The sequence below is a fragment of the Deinococcus sp. JMULE3 genome, assembly GCF_013337115.1.
GTDB lineage: Bacteria > Deinococcota > Deinococci > Deinococcales > Deinococcaceae > Deinococcus.
Window position 1 is genome coordinate 1,548,504 of sequence record NZ_SGWE01000004.1, and the last position, 17,710, is coordinate 1,566,213.

Annotated in this window: 19 protein-coding genes; 14 read left to right on the top strand and 5 right to left on the bottom strand. The window is 69.8% G+C overall.

The features are described from left to right. The first annotated feature begins 51 nt into the window (after window positions 1–51). From EXW95_RS10325 to EXW95_RS10340, 4 genes are all read left to right on the top strand, one after another. On the top strand, window positions 52–1,077 hold the full coding sequence (locus EXW95_RS10325; RefSeq protein WP_174367390.1) for a serine hydrolase: 1,026 nt from the start codon (window positions 52–54) through the stop codon (window positions 1,075–1,077). 43 nt (window positions 1,078–1,120) lie between these two features. After that, a complete protein-coding gene (locus EXW95_RS10330; RefSeq protein WP_174367391.1) occupies window positions 1,121–1,903 on the top strand; it encodes an AIM24 family protein in 783 nt (260 codons plus the stop codon). A gap of 52 nt (window positions 1,904–1,955) precedes the next feature. After that, window positions 1,956–2,882, top strand: a complete 927-nt coding sequence (locus tag EXW95_RS10335; protein WP_371810006.1) for an AEC family transporter — start codon at window positions 1,956–1,958, stop codon at window positions 2,880–2,882. 550 nt (window positions 2,883–3,432) lie between these two features. Next, complete coding sequence (locus EXW95_RS10340) at window positions 3,433–3,852, top strand: VOC family protein (RefSeq protein ID WP_174367392.1); 420 nt, start codon at window positions 3,433–3,435, stop codon at window positions 3,850–3,852. On the opposite strand, the gene EXW95_RS10345 is transcribed toward EXW95_RS10340, so the two are convergent. Beyond that, window positions 3,853–4,314 (bottom strand): hypothetical protein, encoded by a 462-nt coding sequence (locus tag EXW95_RS10345; protein ID WP_174367393.1) that lies wholly within the window; start codon window positions 4,312–4,314, stop codon window positions 3,853–3,855. Window positions 4,315–4,375: 61 nt separating this feature from the next. Between EXW95_RS10345 and EXW95_RS10350 the strand changes: the two genes are divergently transcribed. Further along, a complete protein-coding gene (locus EXW95_RS10350) occupies window positions 4,376–4,864 on the top strand; it encodes a hypothetical protein (RefSeq protein WP_174367394.1) in 489 nt (162 codons plus the stop codon). 131 nt (window positions 4,865–4,995) lie between these two features. Here the strand turns inward: EXW95_RS10350 and EXW95_RS10355 are convergent, their stop codons facing one another. Further along, a complete protein-coding gene (locus EXW95_RS10355) occupies window positions 4,996–5,496 on the bottom strand; it encodes a PaaI family thioesterase (RefSeq protein ID WP_174367395.1) in 501 nt (166 codons plus the stop codon). A 223-nt stretch (window positions 5,497–5,719) separates the two neighbouring features. Beyond that, on the bottom strand, window positions 5,720–6,934 hold the full coding sequence (locus EXW95_RS10360; protein WP_174367396.1) for a hypothetical protein: 1,215 nt from the start codon (window positions 6,932–6,934) through the stop codon (window positions 5,720–5,722). 163 nt (window positions 6,935–7,097) lie between these two features. Between EXW95_RS10360 and hemW the strand changes: the two genes are divergently transcribed. From hemW to EXW95_RS10405, 9 genes are all read left to right on the top strand, one after another. Beyond that, window positions 7,098–8,273 carry a radical SAM family heme chaperone HemW gene (gene hemW, locus EXW95_RS10365; RefSeq protein WP_174367397.1) on the top strand — a complete coding sequence of 392 codons (1,176 nt, stop codon included), beginning with the start codon at window positions 7,098–7,100 and terminating at the stop codon, window positions 8,271–8,273. Window positions 8,274–8,401: 128 nt separating this feature from the next. After that, a complete protein-coding gene (gene lpdA, locus EXW95_RS10370; protein ID WP_174367398.1) occupies window positions 8,402–9,805 on the top strand; it encodes a dihydrolipoyl dehydrogenase in 1,404 nt (467 codons plus the stop codon). A 137-nt stretch (window positions 9,806–9,942) separates the two neighbouring features. Continuing rightward, window positions 9,943–11,130 carry a glycine C-acetyltransferase gene (locus EXW95_RS10375; protein WP_174367399.1) on the top strand — a complete coding sequence of 396 codons (1,188 nt, stop codon included), beginning with the start codon at window positions 9,943–9,945 and terminating at the stop codon, window positions 11,128–11,130. Between the two features lie 71 nt (window positions 11,131–11,201). After that, on the top strand, window positions 11,202–11,516 hold the full coding sequence (locus EXW95_RS20640; RefSeq protein ID WP_371810009.1) for a GNAT family N-acetyltransferase: 315 nt from the start codon (window positions 11,202–11,204) through the stop codon (window positions 11,514–11,516). Between the two features lie 50 nt (window positions 11,517–11,566). Continuing rightward, the gene (locus EXW95_RS10385) at window positions 11,567–12,574 is read left to right on the top strand and encodes a transposase family protein (protein ID WP_174368799.1); all 1,008 of its coding nucleotides are present in this window, start codon (window positions 11,567–11,569) and stop codon (window positions 12,572–12,574) included. Window positions 12,575–13,166: 592 nt separating this feature from the next. Then, on the top strand, window positions 13,167–13,598 hold the full coding sequence (locus EXW95_RS10390; protein WP_174367400.1) for a hypothetical protein: 432 nt from the start codon (window positions 13,167–13,169) through the stop codon (window positions 13,596–13,598). Between the two features lie 99 nt (window positions 13,599–13,697). Beyond that, window positions 13,698–14,405: a guanylate kinase gene (gmk, locus tag EXW95_RS10395; protein ID WP_174367401.1), complete on the top strand. Its 708-nt coding sequence runs from the start codon at window positions 13,698–13,700 to the stop codon at window positions 14,403–14,405. 34 nt (window positions 14,406–14,439) lie between these two features. Further along, a complete protein-coding gene (locus EXW95_RS10400; RefSeq protein WP_371810180.1) occupies window positions 14,440–14,931 on the top strand; it encodes a macro domain-containing protein in 492 nt (163 codons plus the stop codon). Between the two features lie 158 nt (window positions 14,932–15,089). Then, complete coding sequence (locus tag EXW95_RS10405) at window positions 15,090–15,959, top strand: sulfurtransferase (RefSeq protein ID WP_174367402.1); 870 nt, start codon at window positions 15,090–15,092, stop codon at window positions 15,957–15,959. A 6-nt stretch (window positions 15,960–15,965) separates the two neighbouring features. Here the strand turns inward: EXW95_RS10405 and EXW95_RS10410 are convergent, their stop codons facing one another. Both EXW95_RS10410 and xseA read right to left on the bottom strand, forming a co-directional pair. Further along, on the bottom strand, window positions 15,966–16,445 hold the full coding sequence (locus tag EXW95_RS10410) for a hypothetical protein (protein ID WP_174367403.1): 480 nt from the start codon (window positions 16,443–16,445) through the stop codon (window positions 15,966–15,968). An 85-nt stretch (window positions 16,446–16,530) separates the two neighbouring features. Next, window positions 16,531–17,703 (bottom strand): exodeoxyribonuclease VII large subunit, encoded by a 1,173-nt coding sequence (gene xseA, locus EXW95_RS10415; RefSeq protein WP_174368927.1) that lies wholly within the window; start codon window positions 17,701–17,703, stop codon window positions 16,531–16,533. Window positions 17,704–17,710: the final 7 nt, after the last annotated feature.

Here is a 17,710-nt window from a genome sequence, read left to right on the forward strand (position 1 = left end):
AAGGATCGGACAGGGTGCGGCGGGTGGGCGGGGCGGGCTACGCTGCCGGGCATGTTCCACGACCCGTGGCGGGCGGCGCTGCGCGACCTCAGCAGCGTGCTGGGCCGCGACCTGTCGGCGCGTGACCTGTCGGCGCAGCGGGCGCTGCTGCGCGCCGCGCTGGCGCAGGGAGGCGTGGTCGGGGCGGCGCGTGGGGACGCGCGGGCCGTGCGGGGCGTGGGCGGGGTGCCGCCGGGCGGCGTGTCGGAACTGGCGAGTGTCAGCAAGCCGTTCACGGCGGCGCTGGCCGGGGTGCTGGTCGCACGCGGGGCGCTGGACTGGCACGCGCCCCTCGCGGCGCTGGGGGGACCGCTGCGGGGCGTGCCGCGCCACGTGACCGCGTGGACCCTGGCGACGCACACGGCGGGCGTGCCGCTGCACCCGGCGCGGGTGGGCGTGACGACGTTCACGCACTTCCACGACCCGTACGGCCCGATGAGCCCAGAGGACGTGGTGGGCAGCGTGCGGCGCTGGGCGCGGCCCACGGGCCGCTTTCAGTACTCGAACCTCGGCGTGGGCCTGCTGGGGCTGGCGGCGGCGTGGGCGGCCGGGGAGGCGTTCAGCGCGGACGGGTACGCGCGGGCGCTGCGGCGCGAGGTGACCGGCCCGCTGGGCCTGAACGTCACGGCGCGCGCCCCGGCGGGCGTGATCCGTCCCGGCGGAAGCCTCCTGACGGGCGCGCAGCTGACGGGGTTCGGGCCGCTGGTGGGGGCGGGTGGGCTGTTCGGGTCGGCGGATGACCTGCTGACGTTCGGGCAGGCGCACCTGAACGGGCAACCGGGCGGGAGGCTGGGGGGCGCGTGGCTGGACGCGCGGCGCGTGCCGGGCCTCCCGCCGGGCGTGGACGGCGTGACCCCCGGCTGGTTCGCTCGGACGGGGCGGCGCTGGCATGACGGCGTGGCGCGCGGCACCCGCACCGGCCTGGGCGTGAACCTGAATTCCGGCGCGGTGGTCGTGGTCCTGGCGCGCGGCGGCGTGCCCCTGCTCGGCCCGCGCAGCGCGGTCCCGCTGCTGCTGCACACGCTGCTGGGCGCGTGATCCACGGGGGAACCCGGCCGCGCCCACCCCCGTACTGCCCGGTATGGACTTCACCTGGAAAGGCGTCACCGAACGCAGCCTGAGCAGCGGACAGAACCGTCTGGACGTCATCGAGTACAGCGCCGAACCCATGGAGGCCGCCCTGAGCGGCTACCACCAGACGCTCAGCCGCCCCGCCCGCTGGCGGCAGCTGGCCGTACAGGTCGCCGGGGACGGCAGCGCCGGAAACGCCGTGCTGGAAACCGGCGCGCTGCAGTACCTGCGCGGCACCCTGGAGATGCAGGCCGTGAACGCCGCCGGAGGCAGCGGCCTGGGCGGGTTCCTGCGCGGGGCCGTCACCGCCGCCGCCAGCGGCGAAGGCCTGTACAAGACCGCCTTCAAGGGTAACGGCACCCTGTACACCGAACCCACCCGCCTGCACCTCCTGCTGGGTGAACTGCGCGGCGAGAGCCTGATCGTGGACGACGGCGCGTTCGTCGCGTGCGTGGGCGACATCACCGTGGGCCGCCACGTGAACCACGGCTTCGCGCAGGCCGTCGGCAGCGGCGAGGGCCGCGTGCAACCCAAACTGACCGGCAGCGGCCTGTTCGCCCTGCAGAGCCCCGTCCCCCCCGAGGAATTCCAGGTGCTCGACCTGCGCGGCGACACCCTGAAAGTCGACGGGAACCTCGTCGTGGCGTACACCGACGGTCTGGAATTCAAGGTGGAGAAGAGCGCGCGCGGGCTGCTCGGCAGCGGCAAGACCGGCGAGGGCTTCGTGCAGTCCTACCGCGGCACCGGCCGCGTGTGGCTCGCCCCGACCCTCCCGCTGCACACCACCCACTGACCCGTCTGCACCTGCGCCCCATCCACCCCGCCACGCGTGACAGCATGGCGGGGTGCTTCAGGCCCTGAGTAACGTCCTGCTGCCCGTGATGCTCGTCGCGGGGCTGGGCGCACTCGTCTCCGCGCGGTTTCCGATCGATCAGGCGACCGTCGCGCGGATCACGCTGTACCTGCTGTCCCCGGCACTCGTGCTGAACGTCCTGCTCACCACCCGCGTGCAGGCGAGCGAGGTCCTGACGCTGGGCGCCGCGTACGCCCTGACCGTCGCGGGCAGCCTCCTGCTGGGCTGGCTGACCGGGCTGCGCGCCCCGCAGGCGCAGCGGCGCAGCCTCGCCGCGAGCGTCGGCATCTGGAACAGCGGCAACATGGGCCTCCCGATTGCGCTGTTCGCGTTCGGGCAGGCGGGCTTCGCGCACGCCACGCTGCTGTTCCTGATGTCCTTCGTCGGCATGTACTTAGTCGCGCCCATCGTGTACACCGCCCGCGTGCGCCGCCCCGACCAGCCGCCCCCCAGCGCAGGCGGGATGCTGCTGAACATGGTGCGCCTGCCCGCCGTGTGGATGGTCGCGCTGGGCGTCACCCTCCGCGCCCTGCACCTCCAGCCCCCGGCGGGCCTGATGCGCGGCGTGGACCTGCTGGCGCAGGCGACCCTGCCGATGGTGCTGCTGTCGCTGGGCCTGCAACTCGGCTCGGGCGGCTGGCCGCGCCTGGACACCCGCGTGTGGCTCGCGACCACCGCGCGCCTGATCGGCGGTCCCCTGCTGGGCCTCGCCGCCGGACTCGCCTGCGGCCTGCGGGGCGAGGTGCTGGCCGTCCTCGTGCTGTCCGCCAGCATGCCCACCGCCGTGAACGCCCTGCTGATCGCCCGCGAGTACGGCGGGGACGCCGACACCGTCGCCCGCACCGCGTTCCTCAGCACCGTCCTGAGCGTCCCGACCATCGCGGCGGTCGTGGCACTGCTGCCCCGCCCGACCGGCTGACGCGACTGCATACGCCGCATACCTCCAGACCAGAAAACGCGTCCAGCACGCGCCTCCCGGAACCCATGCAGCAGGGTTGACACACCCTGCATACCGCGCTATCCTTTCCTTATCACCGTCCGCGAAGGACGGGTTTTTTGTTTTGATCCCCAGCCACCCCGAAACGGACGGCAAAGACCGCCTGACACGGATTCCAACTGTTGCGTTGACAACCCAGAACAGTACCGGGTTGCCAACTCCACGCCTGGAACCCGTTTCTCTCCTGCTCGCTCTGCTCCGCAGCTCTCCGAGTCCGCTCGGGTTGAAGGTTTTGCAAACCTTTCAGCCGGAGACCGCCTGACAGACCGCTGTCAGACGCGCGGTACACACTGAAAGCACATGCGAAATCCTCTGCATCGGAGCATCCGGCAGGCGAAAGTCGAGTGGCGCGTCAAGTACGGCAGCCGCAGCAACGGAGGCCGCACCGGCAGACTCCGCGTCCGGACTCCCAAACCCCACCGGCGAGGCGCATGAGGCGAAGGCGGCCCCTGCGGGCGGCTACGCTGCGCCCATGACCGAGAACGTCTCGCTGGTTCCTGTGACCGAGTGGGCGCCGCTGGTGCCCGAGTTGATGACCCGTGACCTGGGGCGTTCGCTGGACGCGTACACCCGCATCTTCGGCTTCACTCTGCACTACACTCGCCCCGGCTTTGCGTACCTGAGCCTGGGCCGGGCGCAGTGGATGCTGGAGCAGGCGCAGCCGGGGAAGGCGTGGCTGACCGGGCCGCTGGAGGTGCCGTTCGGGCGGGGGATCAACTTCCAGATCGTGCACCCGCAGCTGGACGCCCTGCACGCGCGGCTGGTCGCGGAGGGCTACCCGCTGTTCGCGCCACTGAAAACAGAGACGTACATGGAAGGCGACGCGCCGCATACGCAACGGCAGCTGCTGGTGCAGGACCCCGACGGGTACCTGTTGCGCTTCACGGACTGATCAGGACGTCACGCGTTCCTCGTTGATGTAGCCGTCCAGACGGGCGAGGCGGCCCCGCAGCGCCAGGATGTACACCGCCGGGGGGACCTCCTCGCCCATCGTCCAGGCGCGGATGTCGTGCGTCGCGCCGACGGTCAGGAGCCGGTCGAGGACGCGCAGGAGCATGCGCCGCCCCTCGGCGTGCTCGGCCAGCAGGTCCGGGAGGGTCATGTCGGCCAGGGGCGCGGTGCGGCGCAGCGGCAGGCCGTCCAGGTGCCCTTCGAGGCCGATGCGCATCTCCATCTGGATCTTGCGTTCCATGCCGATGCAGTCGCGCAGGGCTTCCTCGGCGCCCGCACTCCAGGGTCCGGGTTCCAGCGTGGGGAGGGGACGGGCGTTCAGGTCGCGCTGCACGGCGCGCGGATCGGCGTGGCGGGCTTCCTCGCGCAGCAGGTTCAGCGGGTGGGGATCGCGGGCGGTCATGCCGGACAGTCTGCCGTACCCGGCCTCACCCGCGTGCGGCACGTCGCCTATCCTGACCCATATGCAACACACCCGCACCTGGTCTGACGTGTATGGCAGTGCCCGCGCCCTGTTCGAGGGTCGCGCCGGGGGGCACGCGTGGCTGATCGCCGCGCCGCCCGAACTGGCAGGCGAACTCGCGGCGGCCATCGCGGGCGTGGACGGTAAGGGCCGCGCCGCGCTGGTCGTACACGAGGGCCTGACGCCACTGCTGGCCGCCGTGCAGGAGGAACGTCCGCGCGGGGTGATCGTGGTCGCGGACACCGCGCTGGCGGGCGGCCCGGCGGTGAGCGTGCCGGACGCCATGGTCGAGGACGCGGGCGCCCTCCCCTACCGCGAGGGCGGCGAGTTCCCCGCCTGGACGGGCGAGAACGCAAGCACGGGCGCGCAGGGCGAGTGCCCCGCCGCGTCCGCCGTGGCGGGGCTGGGCATCCCCGTGACCGTCACCACGCCCGCAGATGTGGCCGCCACCCTGACCGCCTGGATGGACCGCACCCCGCACGGCCGCTGACCGCGCCGGAGTGGGGGTTCAGCGCGAGGTACACGCCACTTCCGCATTGCGGGTCGATGGGTCAAGGGTCTGAGAGAAAAAAGGCGTGCCACACGCCGTTCTTAGACCCTTGGACTCTCAGACCCTCCGACTCAGCGCAACAGGAGGCAGGTGGTGGTGGCGTGCGCGTACAGCTTGCCGGCGTCGTCGACGATGCGGCCCTCGGCGATGGCGGTCTGGCGGGTCGCGGCGACGACCTGTCCGATGGCCTGCACCTCGGGCCCGCCGGCGAGCAGGGGGCGGATGCAGTTGAATTTCAGTTCCAGCGTCGTGTAGCCCACCCCGGCGGGGAGCGTGGTGTGGACGGCGCAGGCCAGGGCGGAGTCGAGCAGCGTGGCGAACACGCCGCCGTGCACGCTGCCGATGGGGTTGTGGTGGAACTCCTGCGGTTTCAGGCGGAACACGGCGCGTCCTTCGGTGAAGTCCTCCAGTCGGCCGGGTTCCATGCCGAGCGTCCGGCCGATGGGGGGCGGGGGCAGTTCGCCGCGCACGATGGCGTGCAGATACTCCAGGCCGCTGAGGCGGCGGGCGGCTTCCAGGGCGGGGGTCATGTCGTCCCAGGTGTAGGTGCGCTGTCGGGTGGGGTCGGTCATGCGCGGAGAATACGCGCGGGCAGGCGGGGTTTCTGGACTGTCCTCTGGAGGGCGCGATTCACCCTGACAGCGGTTTCCAGTTCCACCCTTGGGCCAACACCACCCCCTTCAAGTCCACTTCCAACCGCTGATGTTGCAGGTGCTCGCTCCGCTCGTTCAGGAGTATCGAAGGGGCCCTTCAATCCTCCTGAATTCTGCTGTGAGCAGGGGTTCCGCCGCGAGATCAGAAGCGCAGGCCCTCGCTGACCAGCGGGGTCACGAGGCGGCGCACCCAGCACTCGCCGATCTTCTCGGCCTTTCCGCCACTCTTGAGTGAGATCGCGTCACCTTTCACCTTCTGGTCGAGCAGGATGCCCGGGCCCGCGAACTGGTCCCGCTGGATGCCCGCAGCGAACTCGACGGTCTGATTGACGCGGCAGGCCAGCAGGTCGTCCTGATCGGTCTGGTGGAGGAACAGCACACCTTCGTCCCGCGTGCCGACATCGAACCTGTTGATCTGGAGCAGGCCGAGCTGGCTGCCCAGCCAGCCGCCGGTGAAGTCACCGTCGGAGGTCTTTCTGGTGCCGACCATGCCCACGAAGGTGCCCTGCGGCGTGCCCATTTCCCAGACCTGGTTCGGGCTGATCGGAAGCGGCCAGGTCGGAATGCCGGAGACGCTCACCGGCAGTGGACTGCTGGCGGGCCGCAGGGCGCAGGTCCCGAGTTCCTTGGGGTCTCCTTTCGTGGACGTGTCGACGTAGCGGCCCGTGAGGAATCCCGGCCCGCTCTGTCCGTCCTGCTCCACGGTGCAGAACCGGTAGTCCGCCCGGTTGGTGCCGCGCATCAATGCGACGACCAGCCCACTCTTGTCCGTGAAGGCCAGCACCTGCCCGCTGGCGTTGCTGGCGGTCAGTGAGCCCACCGGGGCTTTGCCCCAGGTGCCCAGCTGATCCAGTTTCGGCCAGCGTACGGCCAGGACGCCTTCTGGCGTGTCCAGTTCCCACTCCAGATTCGAGGTCACGGCCGACCAGGGCACGGTTGCCCGGGTGGGCAGCGCCCTGGTGTAGATGCGGCAGTCACCCACCGGACTGCTCGTCTTCTGGTTGCGCAGGCTCAGGGTTCCCTGACCGGTCAGGTCGCGTGTACTCGCCTGAAGCGCAGTTGCGGGCACGTCGCACAGCCATGCGCCCGACGTTTCGGAGATCTGCAGGCGCAACTGGTCATTCATGTGAATGACGTAGCTCTTGATGCTGCGCCCGCCGATGGTGGTCGTGCCGACCGAATCTCCGTCGCTGTCGGTTTCCTTGGCGGTGTACTGGCCGACCTGACCTCCGAGGACCACGGTCCAGGTCGCGCCGGGTTGGGGATGAGGCTGATTCTGGGAGCCCGACTGGGCCGAGGCGAGGGAACCGCCGAGCAGGAGGGTCAGGGTCATCGCGCTGGCATGTATGAACTGCATGTGTGGCCTCCTTGGGAGCCTCCGAATCCCGGTGCAGGCGGTGTCGAGAGCTCGGACTTCATTGTCAGGATCAGGCGGGACACTTGATGGGACACTTCGGGACGGTCGCGTCCTGGGGGGCGGGTCACGGCTTCGCGCGGGGGTGGGCGGTACACTGCCGCGCGTGAGCCTGCCTGCCTCCTCGCCTGCGCTGGACCCGGTGGTGCGGCACCTGTACGTGCACGTGCCGTTCTGCCCGACGATCTGCCCGTACTGTGATTTTCACGTCCTGACGCGCCGCGCGGGGCTGGTGGAACGCTACCTGGAGCAGGTAGAGGTCGAGGCGGCGGGGCTGGCCGCGGCGTACACCGTCGAGCTGGACACGGTGTACCTGGGGGGCGGGACGCCGAGTTTCCTGCGGGACGAGGAGCTCGCGGCGCTGGTGGGCAGCGTGCGGCGGCACCTGGGGTGGGGCCGCGTGGAGAACACGCTGGAGGTGAATCCGGGGACGGTCAGCGGGGCGCGCGCGGCGCACTGGCGGGCGCTGGGTTTCGACCGGGCCAGCGTGGGCGTGCAGAGCCTGGACGACGCCACCTTGAAGTTTCTGGGCCGCCAGCATGACGCGGCGCAGGCGCGCGAGGCCGTGACGACCCTGATCGGTGAGGGGTTCCGCGTGAGTGGTGACCTGATCACGGCGGTGCCGGGGCAGCCGCTCCTGAGTGACATTCAGGGGCTGGTGGACCTGGGCGTGGGGCACGTGAGCGCGTACACGTTGACCATCGAGCCCGGCACGGAGTTCGCCCGGCGTGGCGTGACCGTGCAGGAGGACGACGAGCGGCGCGGTTTCGAGGACACCGAGGCGGCGCTGGGCGCGCTGGGCTTTGCGCGGTACGAGGTGAGCAACTACGCGCGGCCCGGGCAGGAGTCCCGGCACAACCTCGCGTACTGGCAGGGCCGCACGTACCTGGGCCTGGGTCCGGGCGCGGCGGGGCACTACCCGGCAGATGGCGGATGGCAGATGGCGGATGATGCAGCGGCGCGCGCGGCGAACGCGCTGACGGTGCGCCGGACGAATCCGCACCTGCACGAGTGGCTGACGGGCGCGGCGGGCGAGGCGGAGGCGATCGACGCGACCGAGTTCGTGACGGACGCGCTGTTCATGGGTCTGCGCCTGCGCGCGGGGGTGGATCTGGCGGACCTGTCGCGCCGCAGCGGCCTGGACGTGGCCGGGGTGTACGCCGCGCCCATCGCGCAGAACGTGGCGCGGGGCCTCCTGACGCTGGACGGCGACCGACTGCGCGCCACGCCCGAGGGCTGGTGGGTCCTGAACCGCGTGGTGACGGACTTCCTTGAGGTGTGAGTCTTCTCTCCATCACCCGTCACCTGTCGCCCATCAACTTTTTTGACCAGTGGGAGTTGTGAATTGCGCCTGTCCAGCTATGGCGGCAGGTCAGTGACGGCTCACGGGGGGCGCGTTAGACTGCCAGCATGACGAAATCCTATGACTACGACGTGCTCGTGATCGGCGCGGGACCCGGCGGGTATCACGCGGCGATCCGCGCGGCGCAGCTGGGCCTGAAGGTCGCGTGCGCCGAGCGGGAGAAGGTGGGCGGCGTGTGCCTGAACGTGGGCTGCATTCCCACCAAGGCGCTGCTGCACGCCGGTGAGCAGATCGCGGCGTCGCGGCACGCGGCGGACTTCGGCCTGACCTTCGGCGAGCAGCGGATGGACATCGCCAAGCTGAACGGCTGGAAGGACGGCATCGTGAAGAAGCTGACCGGCGGCGTGGGCGCGCTGTTCAAGGCGAACAAGGTCACGCACCTGACCGGGCAGGCCAGCTTCGTGGACGACCACACCGTCAAGGTCGGCGAGCAGACGGTCACGGCGGGCAGCATCATCATCGCGACGGGCAGCGAACCGGCGAAACTGCCGGGCCTGGACGTGGATCAGGAGACCATCGTGGACTCCACGGGCGCGCTGGTCATGCCCGACCCGGTGCCCGCGCGGATGCTGTGCGTGGGCGGCGGCGTGATCGGCTTCGAGTTCGCGCACGTGTACAACAACATGGGCAGCAAGGTGAAGGTCATCGAGTTCATGCCCAGCGTGGTCCCCGGCGCGGACGCCGACGCCGTGAAGGAATTCAGCAAGGCCATGAAGAAGCAGGGCATCGAGATCGCCGTGCAGACCAAAGCGAACAAGGCCGAGAAGAAAGCGGACGGTATTCACGTGGAGCTGGAGGACGTGAAGACCGGCGCGAAGACCGTGGAGGTCTTCGACCGCGTGCTGGTCGCCGTGGGCCGCCGCCCCCGCACCGACGGCCTGAACGCTGAGAAAGCGGGCGTGACCGTCACGGACCGGGGCTTCATCCCGGCGGACAGGCAGCAGCGCACGAACGTCCCGCACATCTACTCCATCGGGGACGTCGCCAGTAACCCCATGCTGGCCCACAAGGCCATGAAGGAAGGTCTGGTCGCGGCCGAGGTGATCGCCGGGAAGCCCGCCGAGCAGGACGCCGTCGCCATTCCCGGCGTGGTGTACACCAGCCCGGAGCTGGCCTGGGTGGGCCTGACCGAGCAGGAAGCGAAGGACAAGGGCTACGAGGTGAAGACCGGGAACTTCCCGTTCAGTGCGTCGGGCCGCGCCATGACCCTCCAGCAGACCGACGGGTTCGTGAAGATGGTCGTCGAGAAGGACACGGACCTCCTGCTGGGCGTGCACATCGTCGGGCCGCACGCGAGCGACATGCTCGGCGAGGCTGGACTGGCCCTGGAGATGGCCGCGACCGCCAGCGACATCGCCCTGACCATCCACGCGCACCCGACCCTGGGCGAGAGCGTGCTGGAGGCCGCCGAGGCGGTGCATAAGCAGGCGATTCATATCATGAACAGGTAATCGCGCCCGCAGGGCCGAGCAGAGCGAGTAGCGATCAACCCCCAGGGCCGCCCCTGGGGGTCTGTCACGCCGGGCCGGGTGGTGTGGGTGTCCCCGGCTCACGGACGGGGTGGGGGGTGGGCGCCTAGACTCGGGGGATGCCGACTTCCCTGTCTGATCGTCTGTCTGCCGAGCTGTCCGGCCTGCGTGAGAGCGGGCTGCTGATTCATCCGCGTGTGCTGGACAGCGCCAACCGTGCGCGGACGCGGGTGGATGGGCGTGAGGTGGTGAATCTCGCGAGCAACAATTACCTGGGCTTCGCGGATCATCCGGCCCTGAAGGCGCGGGCTGCCGAGTACCTGGAGCGGTGGGGTGTGGGGGCGGGTGCGGTGCGCACGATCGCGGGGACGCTGCGCATCCACGAGGAGCTGGAGGAACAGATCGCGCGCTTCAAGCACACGGGCAGCGCTCTGGTGCTGCACAGCGGCTTCACGACGAACCAGGGCGTGCTGGGCGCACTGCTGCGCGAGGGCGATCTGGTCGTCAGCGACGAACTGAACCACGCGAGCATCATCGACGGACTGCGCCTGACGAAGGCCACCAAGAAGGTGTACAAACACGCCGACCCGGATGATCTGGAACGCCTGCTGAAGGAGCACGACACCGGCGGCCTGAAACTCGTCGTGACGGACGGCGTGTTCAGCATGGACGGGGACGTGGCGCCGCTGGACCGGCTCGTGGCAGTCGCGCGCAGGTACGGCGCGGTGACGTACGTGGACGACGCGCACGGCAGCGGCGTGATGGGCGAGGCGGGGCGCGGCACGGTGCATCACTTCGGCTTCGAGTATGCCGACGACGTGATCCAGGTGGGGACGCTCAGCAAGGCGTGGGGTGGCGTGGGCGGGTACGCGGCCGGGCATGGGGACCTGCGGCAGCTGCTGATCAACCGCGCCCGACCGTACCTGTTCAGCACCGCGCAGGCCCCGGCGACGGTGGGTGCGCTGGCCGCCGCGCTGGACGAGGTGCAGCGCGACCCGACCCTGATGGAGCGCCTGTGGGCGAACACCCGGTACTTCAAGGCGGAGTTGCAGGGCCTGGGCTTCGACATCTTCGGCAGCACGACGCCGATCACGCCCGTGATCTTCGGTGAGGCTCCGGCGGCGTTCGAGGCGAGCCGCCTGCTGTTCGACCGGGGCGTGTTCGCGGTGGGCCTGGGCTTCCCGACCGTGCCGAAGGGACTGGCCCGCATCCGGAACATCGTGACGGCCGAGCACACCCGCGAGGACCTGGATCACGCGCTGCAGGCGTACGCCGAGGTGGGCCGCACGCTGGGCATCATCTCCTGATCACGTACCGCGTCCGCGAGTGGCCGGACCTGCCCGCGCTGGGCGGCCTCCGGTCGCTGGCGTGGGGCGGCGTGGACGACGGGTCACGCTGGGCGGCGGTGCTGGAGCGCAGCCTGACCTGGGTCACCGCGCATGACGGGGCGCGGCTGGTTGGGTTCGTGAACGTCGCCTGGGACGGCGGCGCGCACGCGTTCCTGCTGGACACGACCGTCCGCCCGGACTGGCAGCGGCGGGGCGTCGGCACGCGGCTGGTGCGGGAGGCCATCCGCGCGGCGCGGGCGCACGCGGAGGTGGAGTGGCTGCACGTGGATTTCGAAGCGCACCTGACGGCCTTCTATGTCGCCTGTGGCTTCACGGGAACGTCCGCCGGGCTGCTGCGCCTGTAAATTCAAGACCTGTTGCGCAGTAGAGGTCGGAGCAGGTAGGTTCAAGGGTGTTGCGGCTTGAGAAGCTGAAATCCAGGGGGCGGTCCTTTGAACGGCTGGTGGGGTTGAGTCCTGCCGAGTTTGACCAGCTGCTGATTGAACTGGAGCCCTTGTGGGAACGGAGTCATCACCGCTCCCTTTCCCGCGCCGGACGGGTCCGGCGCATCGGAGCGGGCAACACCTTCAAGCTCGACCTCAGCCAGCGACTGCTGGTCACGCTGCTCTATCTGCGACAGTACTTCACCATGCATGTTCTGGGCATCCTGTTCGATCTGGACGCGGCGAACATCTGCCGGAACATCCATGCCCTGCTGCCGGTCCTGGAGCAGGCGTTGCCTGCTCCCCTCCGTCCCCGGACGCTCCAGGCCGAGCCGGATGAGGCTCCTGGAGGGGCGAGCAGGAACCCGAGGAAAATACGCTCTCTGGAGGAGTTTCTGGAGATCTTCCCCGAACTGACCGACGTGATCGTGGATGGGACTGAGCAACCTCGCGGGCAGCCGAAAGTGAAGAAGGGGGAGAACCCCGGCAAGAAGGCGGTCGGGCGGCCCAAGGACAAGAAGCGCTTTTACAGCGTCAAGAAAAGGACCCATACCCTGAAAACCCAGGTGGCGGTGACGCCCGAAGGACAGATCGTGCACCTCAGTGCGACCGCCAGCGGTCGCACCCACGACATGAAGGTGCTGCGACGTTCCCGACTGATGAACCGACTGCCCAGGCACGTCCGGGTGTGGGGAGACCGGGGCTATACCGGAATGGAGAAGGTCTATCCGGACTGGGAAACCATCGTGCCCGCCAAACGACCGAAGAACGGCGAGTTGAGCAAGGAGCAACGTGAGCTGAATCGGCTGATCTCCAAGGTGCGGATCAGCGCTGAGAATGCCATCGGCCGCATCAAGAAATTTCGCGTCTGCAAGGAGTTTTTCAGGAATCGGACCTCACAGCACGGCGTGATGTGGGGGTGTGTCGCCGGACTCGTCAATCTCCGTTGGCAACGCCGCCACCACCTCTGCACGCCCTGAGCGTAGGGACAGATCAGTGGGGAGCCGATTCGCGGCTCCCCACTGATCCTTCAACTACTGCGCAACAGGTCTTCAGAGTGATGCCTCTGCACGCTGCGCTCTATTCACGACAGCTGCCGCATTTGAATCCGGGCAGCCGCCTTCCTTCAGGGGAACGCGGATGAGACTGCCCCGTCTCTTCAGGCAACCTCGGCCCGGTTGAATCGCTTGACCTTCAACGGTTGCACCGACGTGCAGAATTGAGGGGCGGTCTTTCAACGAACCCGCCTGTGGCCATGCACGAACTGGCGCATACCTTGACCCTGGAGGCGCACGAAGCCCTTCGGGGCGGGATGAATGGTCTGTAAGGACCGGTCCCGCGCATCATCGCTTGGCGTTCTGGTTGTGTGGCACGCATCTGAATCAGTGGGGCCTCCCGATCGACTTCAGGGCAGGATGGCGTGATCGGCCACTGTTTCACTGGTGGATTTCGCTCCTCAAAGAGTTCAGATGCGACCTCTTGATTGACCGGGAACGCTTCGCTCAACATCTGGCGGTCTTTACTTCATGTCCTCCGGACCGTCATACTTATGAGTCAGGAGGATTTCCACTTATGGCTTACAAGAAACTCAGTGAACAGGTGATGGAACTCAGCAACCCCCAGCGCAGCGACACCTTCGTGAAGCAGTTCCAGGAGGCGGTGCGGGCCGGCAAGATCGACGGTGCGTACCTGCCCGAGCGGTTCACGATGCCCAAGCAGTTCACGCGCCGTGGCAGCACCGACACGTACCAGAAGGACACCCGCGAGATGATCTTCGACCACACCCCGGACTTCGAGGCGTGGTTCGAGGAGACCAACCGTGAACTGGCCGCCGCGCGCCGTGGCGGGAACATCAAGCCCAGCATGGAGGCCGTCGAGTCCGGTCTGGTGGACTTCCAGACGATGGTCGAGGAGACGCGCCGCAAGATGCAGGCCAGCTTCGAGAAGGGTCAGGCACTCGGCAAGGGCCGCGCGAAGACCACCTCCGGCAAGAAGAAGAAGTAACACCCCCCTCCAGTTCAGGCGCGGCCCCCCATACTCGTGGGGGCCGCGCCTGTCCCGTGCGGGTTTCCAGTCCTGGGGGGCCCCAGGTATGGTGGGGGGATGACGGTTTCCGAGACTCCACTTTCCACTTCCGCGCGGCGCGGGCTGCTGCTGGTCATGACCGGCGCGTCCGGCGTGGGCAAGGGCACGCTGCGTGAACGCTGGCTGGCCGGGCAGGACGTGTTCTTCAGCACCTCCTGGACGACACGCGAGGCACGCCCGGGCGAGCAGGACGGCGTGCACTACGTGTTCGTGACACCAGAGGCGTTCGAGGAGAAGGCGCAGGCGAACGGCTTTCTGGAGCACGCGGCGTTCGTGGGGAACCGGTACGGCACGCCGATCGAGCCGATCGAGGCGGCCCTGAGTCGCGGGCAGGACGTGGTGCTGGAGATCGAGGTGGAGGGCGCGATGCAGGTCAAGGCGCGCGTGGGCGAGGAAGCCATCCTGATCTTCATCATGCCGCCCAGCCTGACGGAGCTGCGCCGCCGCCTGGAGGGCCGCGCGACCGAGACGCCTGAACGGATCGAGAAGCGGCTGGCGCGCGCCCGTGAGGAGATCCGCGAGGCGCACGAGTTCCGGTACGTGGTCGTGAACGACGACCTGGACCGCGCCGTGGAGGAACTCGTGGCGATCCAGCGGGCCGAGCGGGCGCGGCAGCTGCCGGAACCCGAGTGGACCGAGGCGGACCGGGAGGCGCGCGTGCGGGCCGATCACCTGCGCAGCTACACCTTCACGGACGCGCGGCTGGCGCAGGTCACGGGGGAGTAAGGGGCGCGTGCCGCTGGACCTCGTGTAGGGGGACATCGCCGCGCAGGACGTGTGCGCGGTCGTCACGGCGGCCAACAGGGAACTGGCGGGCGGGGGTGGCGTGGACGGCGTCATCCACCGCGCGGCGGGCCCGGAATTGCTGCGCGCCATCCGCGCCATCGGCGGGACACCGACCGGAACGGCGGTGATTACCCCGGCGTTCGGACTGTCGGCGCGGGGCGTGCGGCACGTGATTCACGCGGTCGGGCCGATCTGGCGCGGCGGCACTCAGGGCGAGCCGGAGCTGCTGGCCGGGGCCTACCGGCGCAGCCTGGAGCTGGTGGTGCAGGCCGGGTGCCGCAGCGTGGCGTTCCCGGCGATCAGTACGGGCGTGTACGGGTACCCGCTGCCACAGGCGGCGGAGGTGACCCTGCGGACGATCACCGCGTTCCTGGCGGATCACCCGGACCTGCACGTGCGCGTGGTGCTGCTGGGCGGGGGCACGCTGAACGTGTTCCGCCGGGCATGGCAGAGATTGACCGCCTGATACGGATTCCGTCTGTTTCGTTGACAGATCGGAACACCACCGATCTGCCAACTCCACGCCCGGAACCCGTTTTTCTCCTACTCGCATCCGCTCGGGTTGAAAGATGTTGCACACCTTTCAACCGGAGTCCGCATGAGCGGCGGGTGTAGCCTGCGGGCATGGCCGACCTGACGCTGCCCACCCCGCTGGTTTCCGTGTCCTGGCTGCGCGCGCACCTGCGTGACCCGCGCGTGCGGGTGCTGGACGCCCGCTACGCCCTGAGCGACCCGCTGACCGGGCGGATCGCGTACCTGGGCGGGCACGTGCCGGGGGCCGCGTACGCCGATCTGGAGACGGACCTGAGCGGCCCGGTACAACCGGATGGGTCGGGGGGGCGTCACCCGCTGCCGGACCCGGCGGCGCTGGCCGCGTGGCTGGGGAGCGTGGGGATTCAGAACGACAGTCTGGTCGTGTGTTACGACGATCCCAGTACCGGGCAGGGCTTCTACGCGGCGCGGGCGTGGTGGCTGCTGCGCTGGCTGGGGCACGCGCGGGTGGCGGTGCTGGACGGCGGCTGGCCCGCCTGGGTCGCGGCAGGCGGCGAGGTCGGCACGGAGGACTCCTCCCCCACCCCGGTCACGTTCGTGCCGGACGTGCAGGCGGACCTTGTGGCGACCGCCGAGGACGTGCAGGCGCGCGGGGCGGGCACCCTGCTGATCGATTCGCGCGCGGCGGGCCGCTACCGGGGCGAGGTGGAACCCATCGACCGGAAGGCCGGGCATATTCCGGGCGCGGTGAACCGCGACTGGACGGGCGCGCTGGACGGGTCGGGCCACTGGCGGGACGCGGGGGCGCAGGCGGCGCGGCTGGACGCGGGCGGCGCCCCCACGGTCACGTACTGCGGCAGCGGGGTCAGCGCCACGCCGAACCTGCTGGCCCGCGAACTGGCGGGCGTGCCGCTGGGTCCGGACAACCGCCTGTACGCCGGGTCGTGGAGCGACTGGATCAGCGACGACGCGCGCCCGGTGGCCGTGGGTCAGGACGATTGAGGAGCGTCAAGGGCCGTACCCGTCTTCATGTCCCAGGTAGCCCAGCGAGAAGACCGGGTCCCGCACATCCAGGACAGGCATATGCGTTTCCCAGCGCACACCTCCCAGTCCGATGGCCAGGCCCACCAGAAAGGACGTCCAGGCGAACGTTCCCCACAGGACCACCCGCAGCAGCGTCGGCACCCGCACGGGCCTCCGCCACAGCCGCGCCACACCACCCACCACCAGACCGACGATCAGGAGGTACACCAGCCAGTCGAGCAGCAGCGGCCCCAGGAACACCGCGTACTCCGCGCTGGACGCCGTTCCCCAGTGCGTGAATCCCAGCGGGAATCCGTATTGGTACAGCGTCGCGTACCCCTGATCCCACGACGCCTCCACGTCCACGGTCGTCCGCATGTTCACATGGTGTACCAGCACCCACGACAGCGGCACCGTCACGCCCCAGTGCAGCGAGTGGTTCCCGTTCCAGACCGCTAGCCTCATGCCCCGACCCTGGCACCGGCCTGAGGCGAGTGTCCGTCAGACGCGAGGGGTGCGTGCCATTCGTTGTCCTGCCGGGCCAGGGTGGTCATTCCCCCTGTACCGGGCGGTCGTCTGCCGTGACCGGGACGGTGCCGTCCGCCCAGTCCAGCGTGAGGGGCTGGCCGGGCGTGACCTGCGCGGCGCGGGTGACGGGCTGCCCGTCCGGGCCGCGCACGAGGGCGTAGCCGCGCGCCAGGGTGCGCTGCGGGGTGAGACCCAGTGCCTGCCGCATCAGGGCGTCCACGTCCTGCGCGGCGCGGTCGACGTGCCGGGTGGCGGCTGTGCGGGCGCGGTCCAGCGTCCAGTCCGCGCCCGCCTGGGCGTCCACGAGGAGCTGCGTGGCGTGGGCGCGGATGGTGCGGGCGTCCTCCTGCGCCTGCGCGGCGGCCCCCGCGACGGTGCGGACGATCAGCGCGGCGGCCTTGCTGGGCGTGTCCATCCGCGCAAACGCCACCTCATCGGGGAGAGTGTCGTCCCGCGCGTGCCCCAGGCCCGTGATGACCGGCGCGGGGAAGGTCGCCAGGGCCCGCGCGAATGCGAGGTCGTTCAGCCACGCGAGGTCCGTGACGGCCCCGCCGCCGCGCAGGACGACCAGCGCGTCCAGCGGCTCCTGCTCGTGCAGCGCGCGGGCCTCTTCGGCGGCGCGCAGCAGGCTGGGCGCGGCGTCGCGGCCCTGGAAGGTGGCCTCCAGGTACAGCGGGCGCAGCACCCCGGCGGCCTCCAGCGGGTCGATCTCGCGGCGGAAGTCGCCCAGCCCGGCCGCCTCGCGCGGGGCGATCACGGCGAAACGCCCGAAGTCCTCGGGAGCGGGCAGCAGGCGGTTCAGGCCGTACACGCCCTCGCGGACCAGGGTCTCGCGGTGCTCGGCGAGGCGCAGCGCGGCGTCCCCCAGCGTGAATTCCGGCGCGACGTCCAGCACGTTCAGCGAGAAGCCGTACTGCTCGTGGAAGGTCGCCTCGGCGAACAGCAGGACCTTCAGGCCCGCCGTGAGGGTGCCGCCCGTCGCGCGGCGGAACTTGCCTTCCAGGCTGAAGCGTTCGCGGGCCCACACGGTCGCGCGGCACTTGGCGACCTCGCCGTCCTGGGCGGCCTGCACGAGATCCAGGTACAGGTGGCGGCGGTCCGTGACGCTGGCGATCTCCGCGCGGACCCACACGGCACCCGGCAGGCCCCGCGCGACGACCTGCCCCACGTACGCGAGGAGTTCCGACAGTTCCAGGAACTGC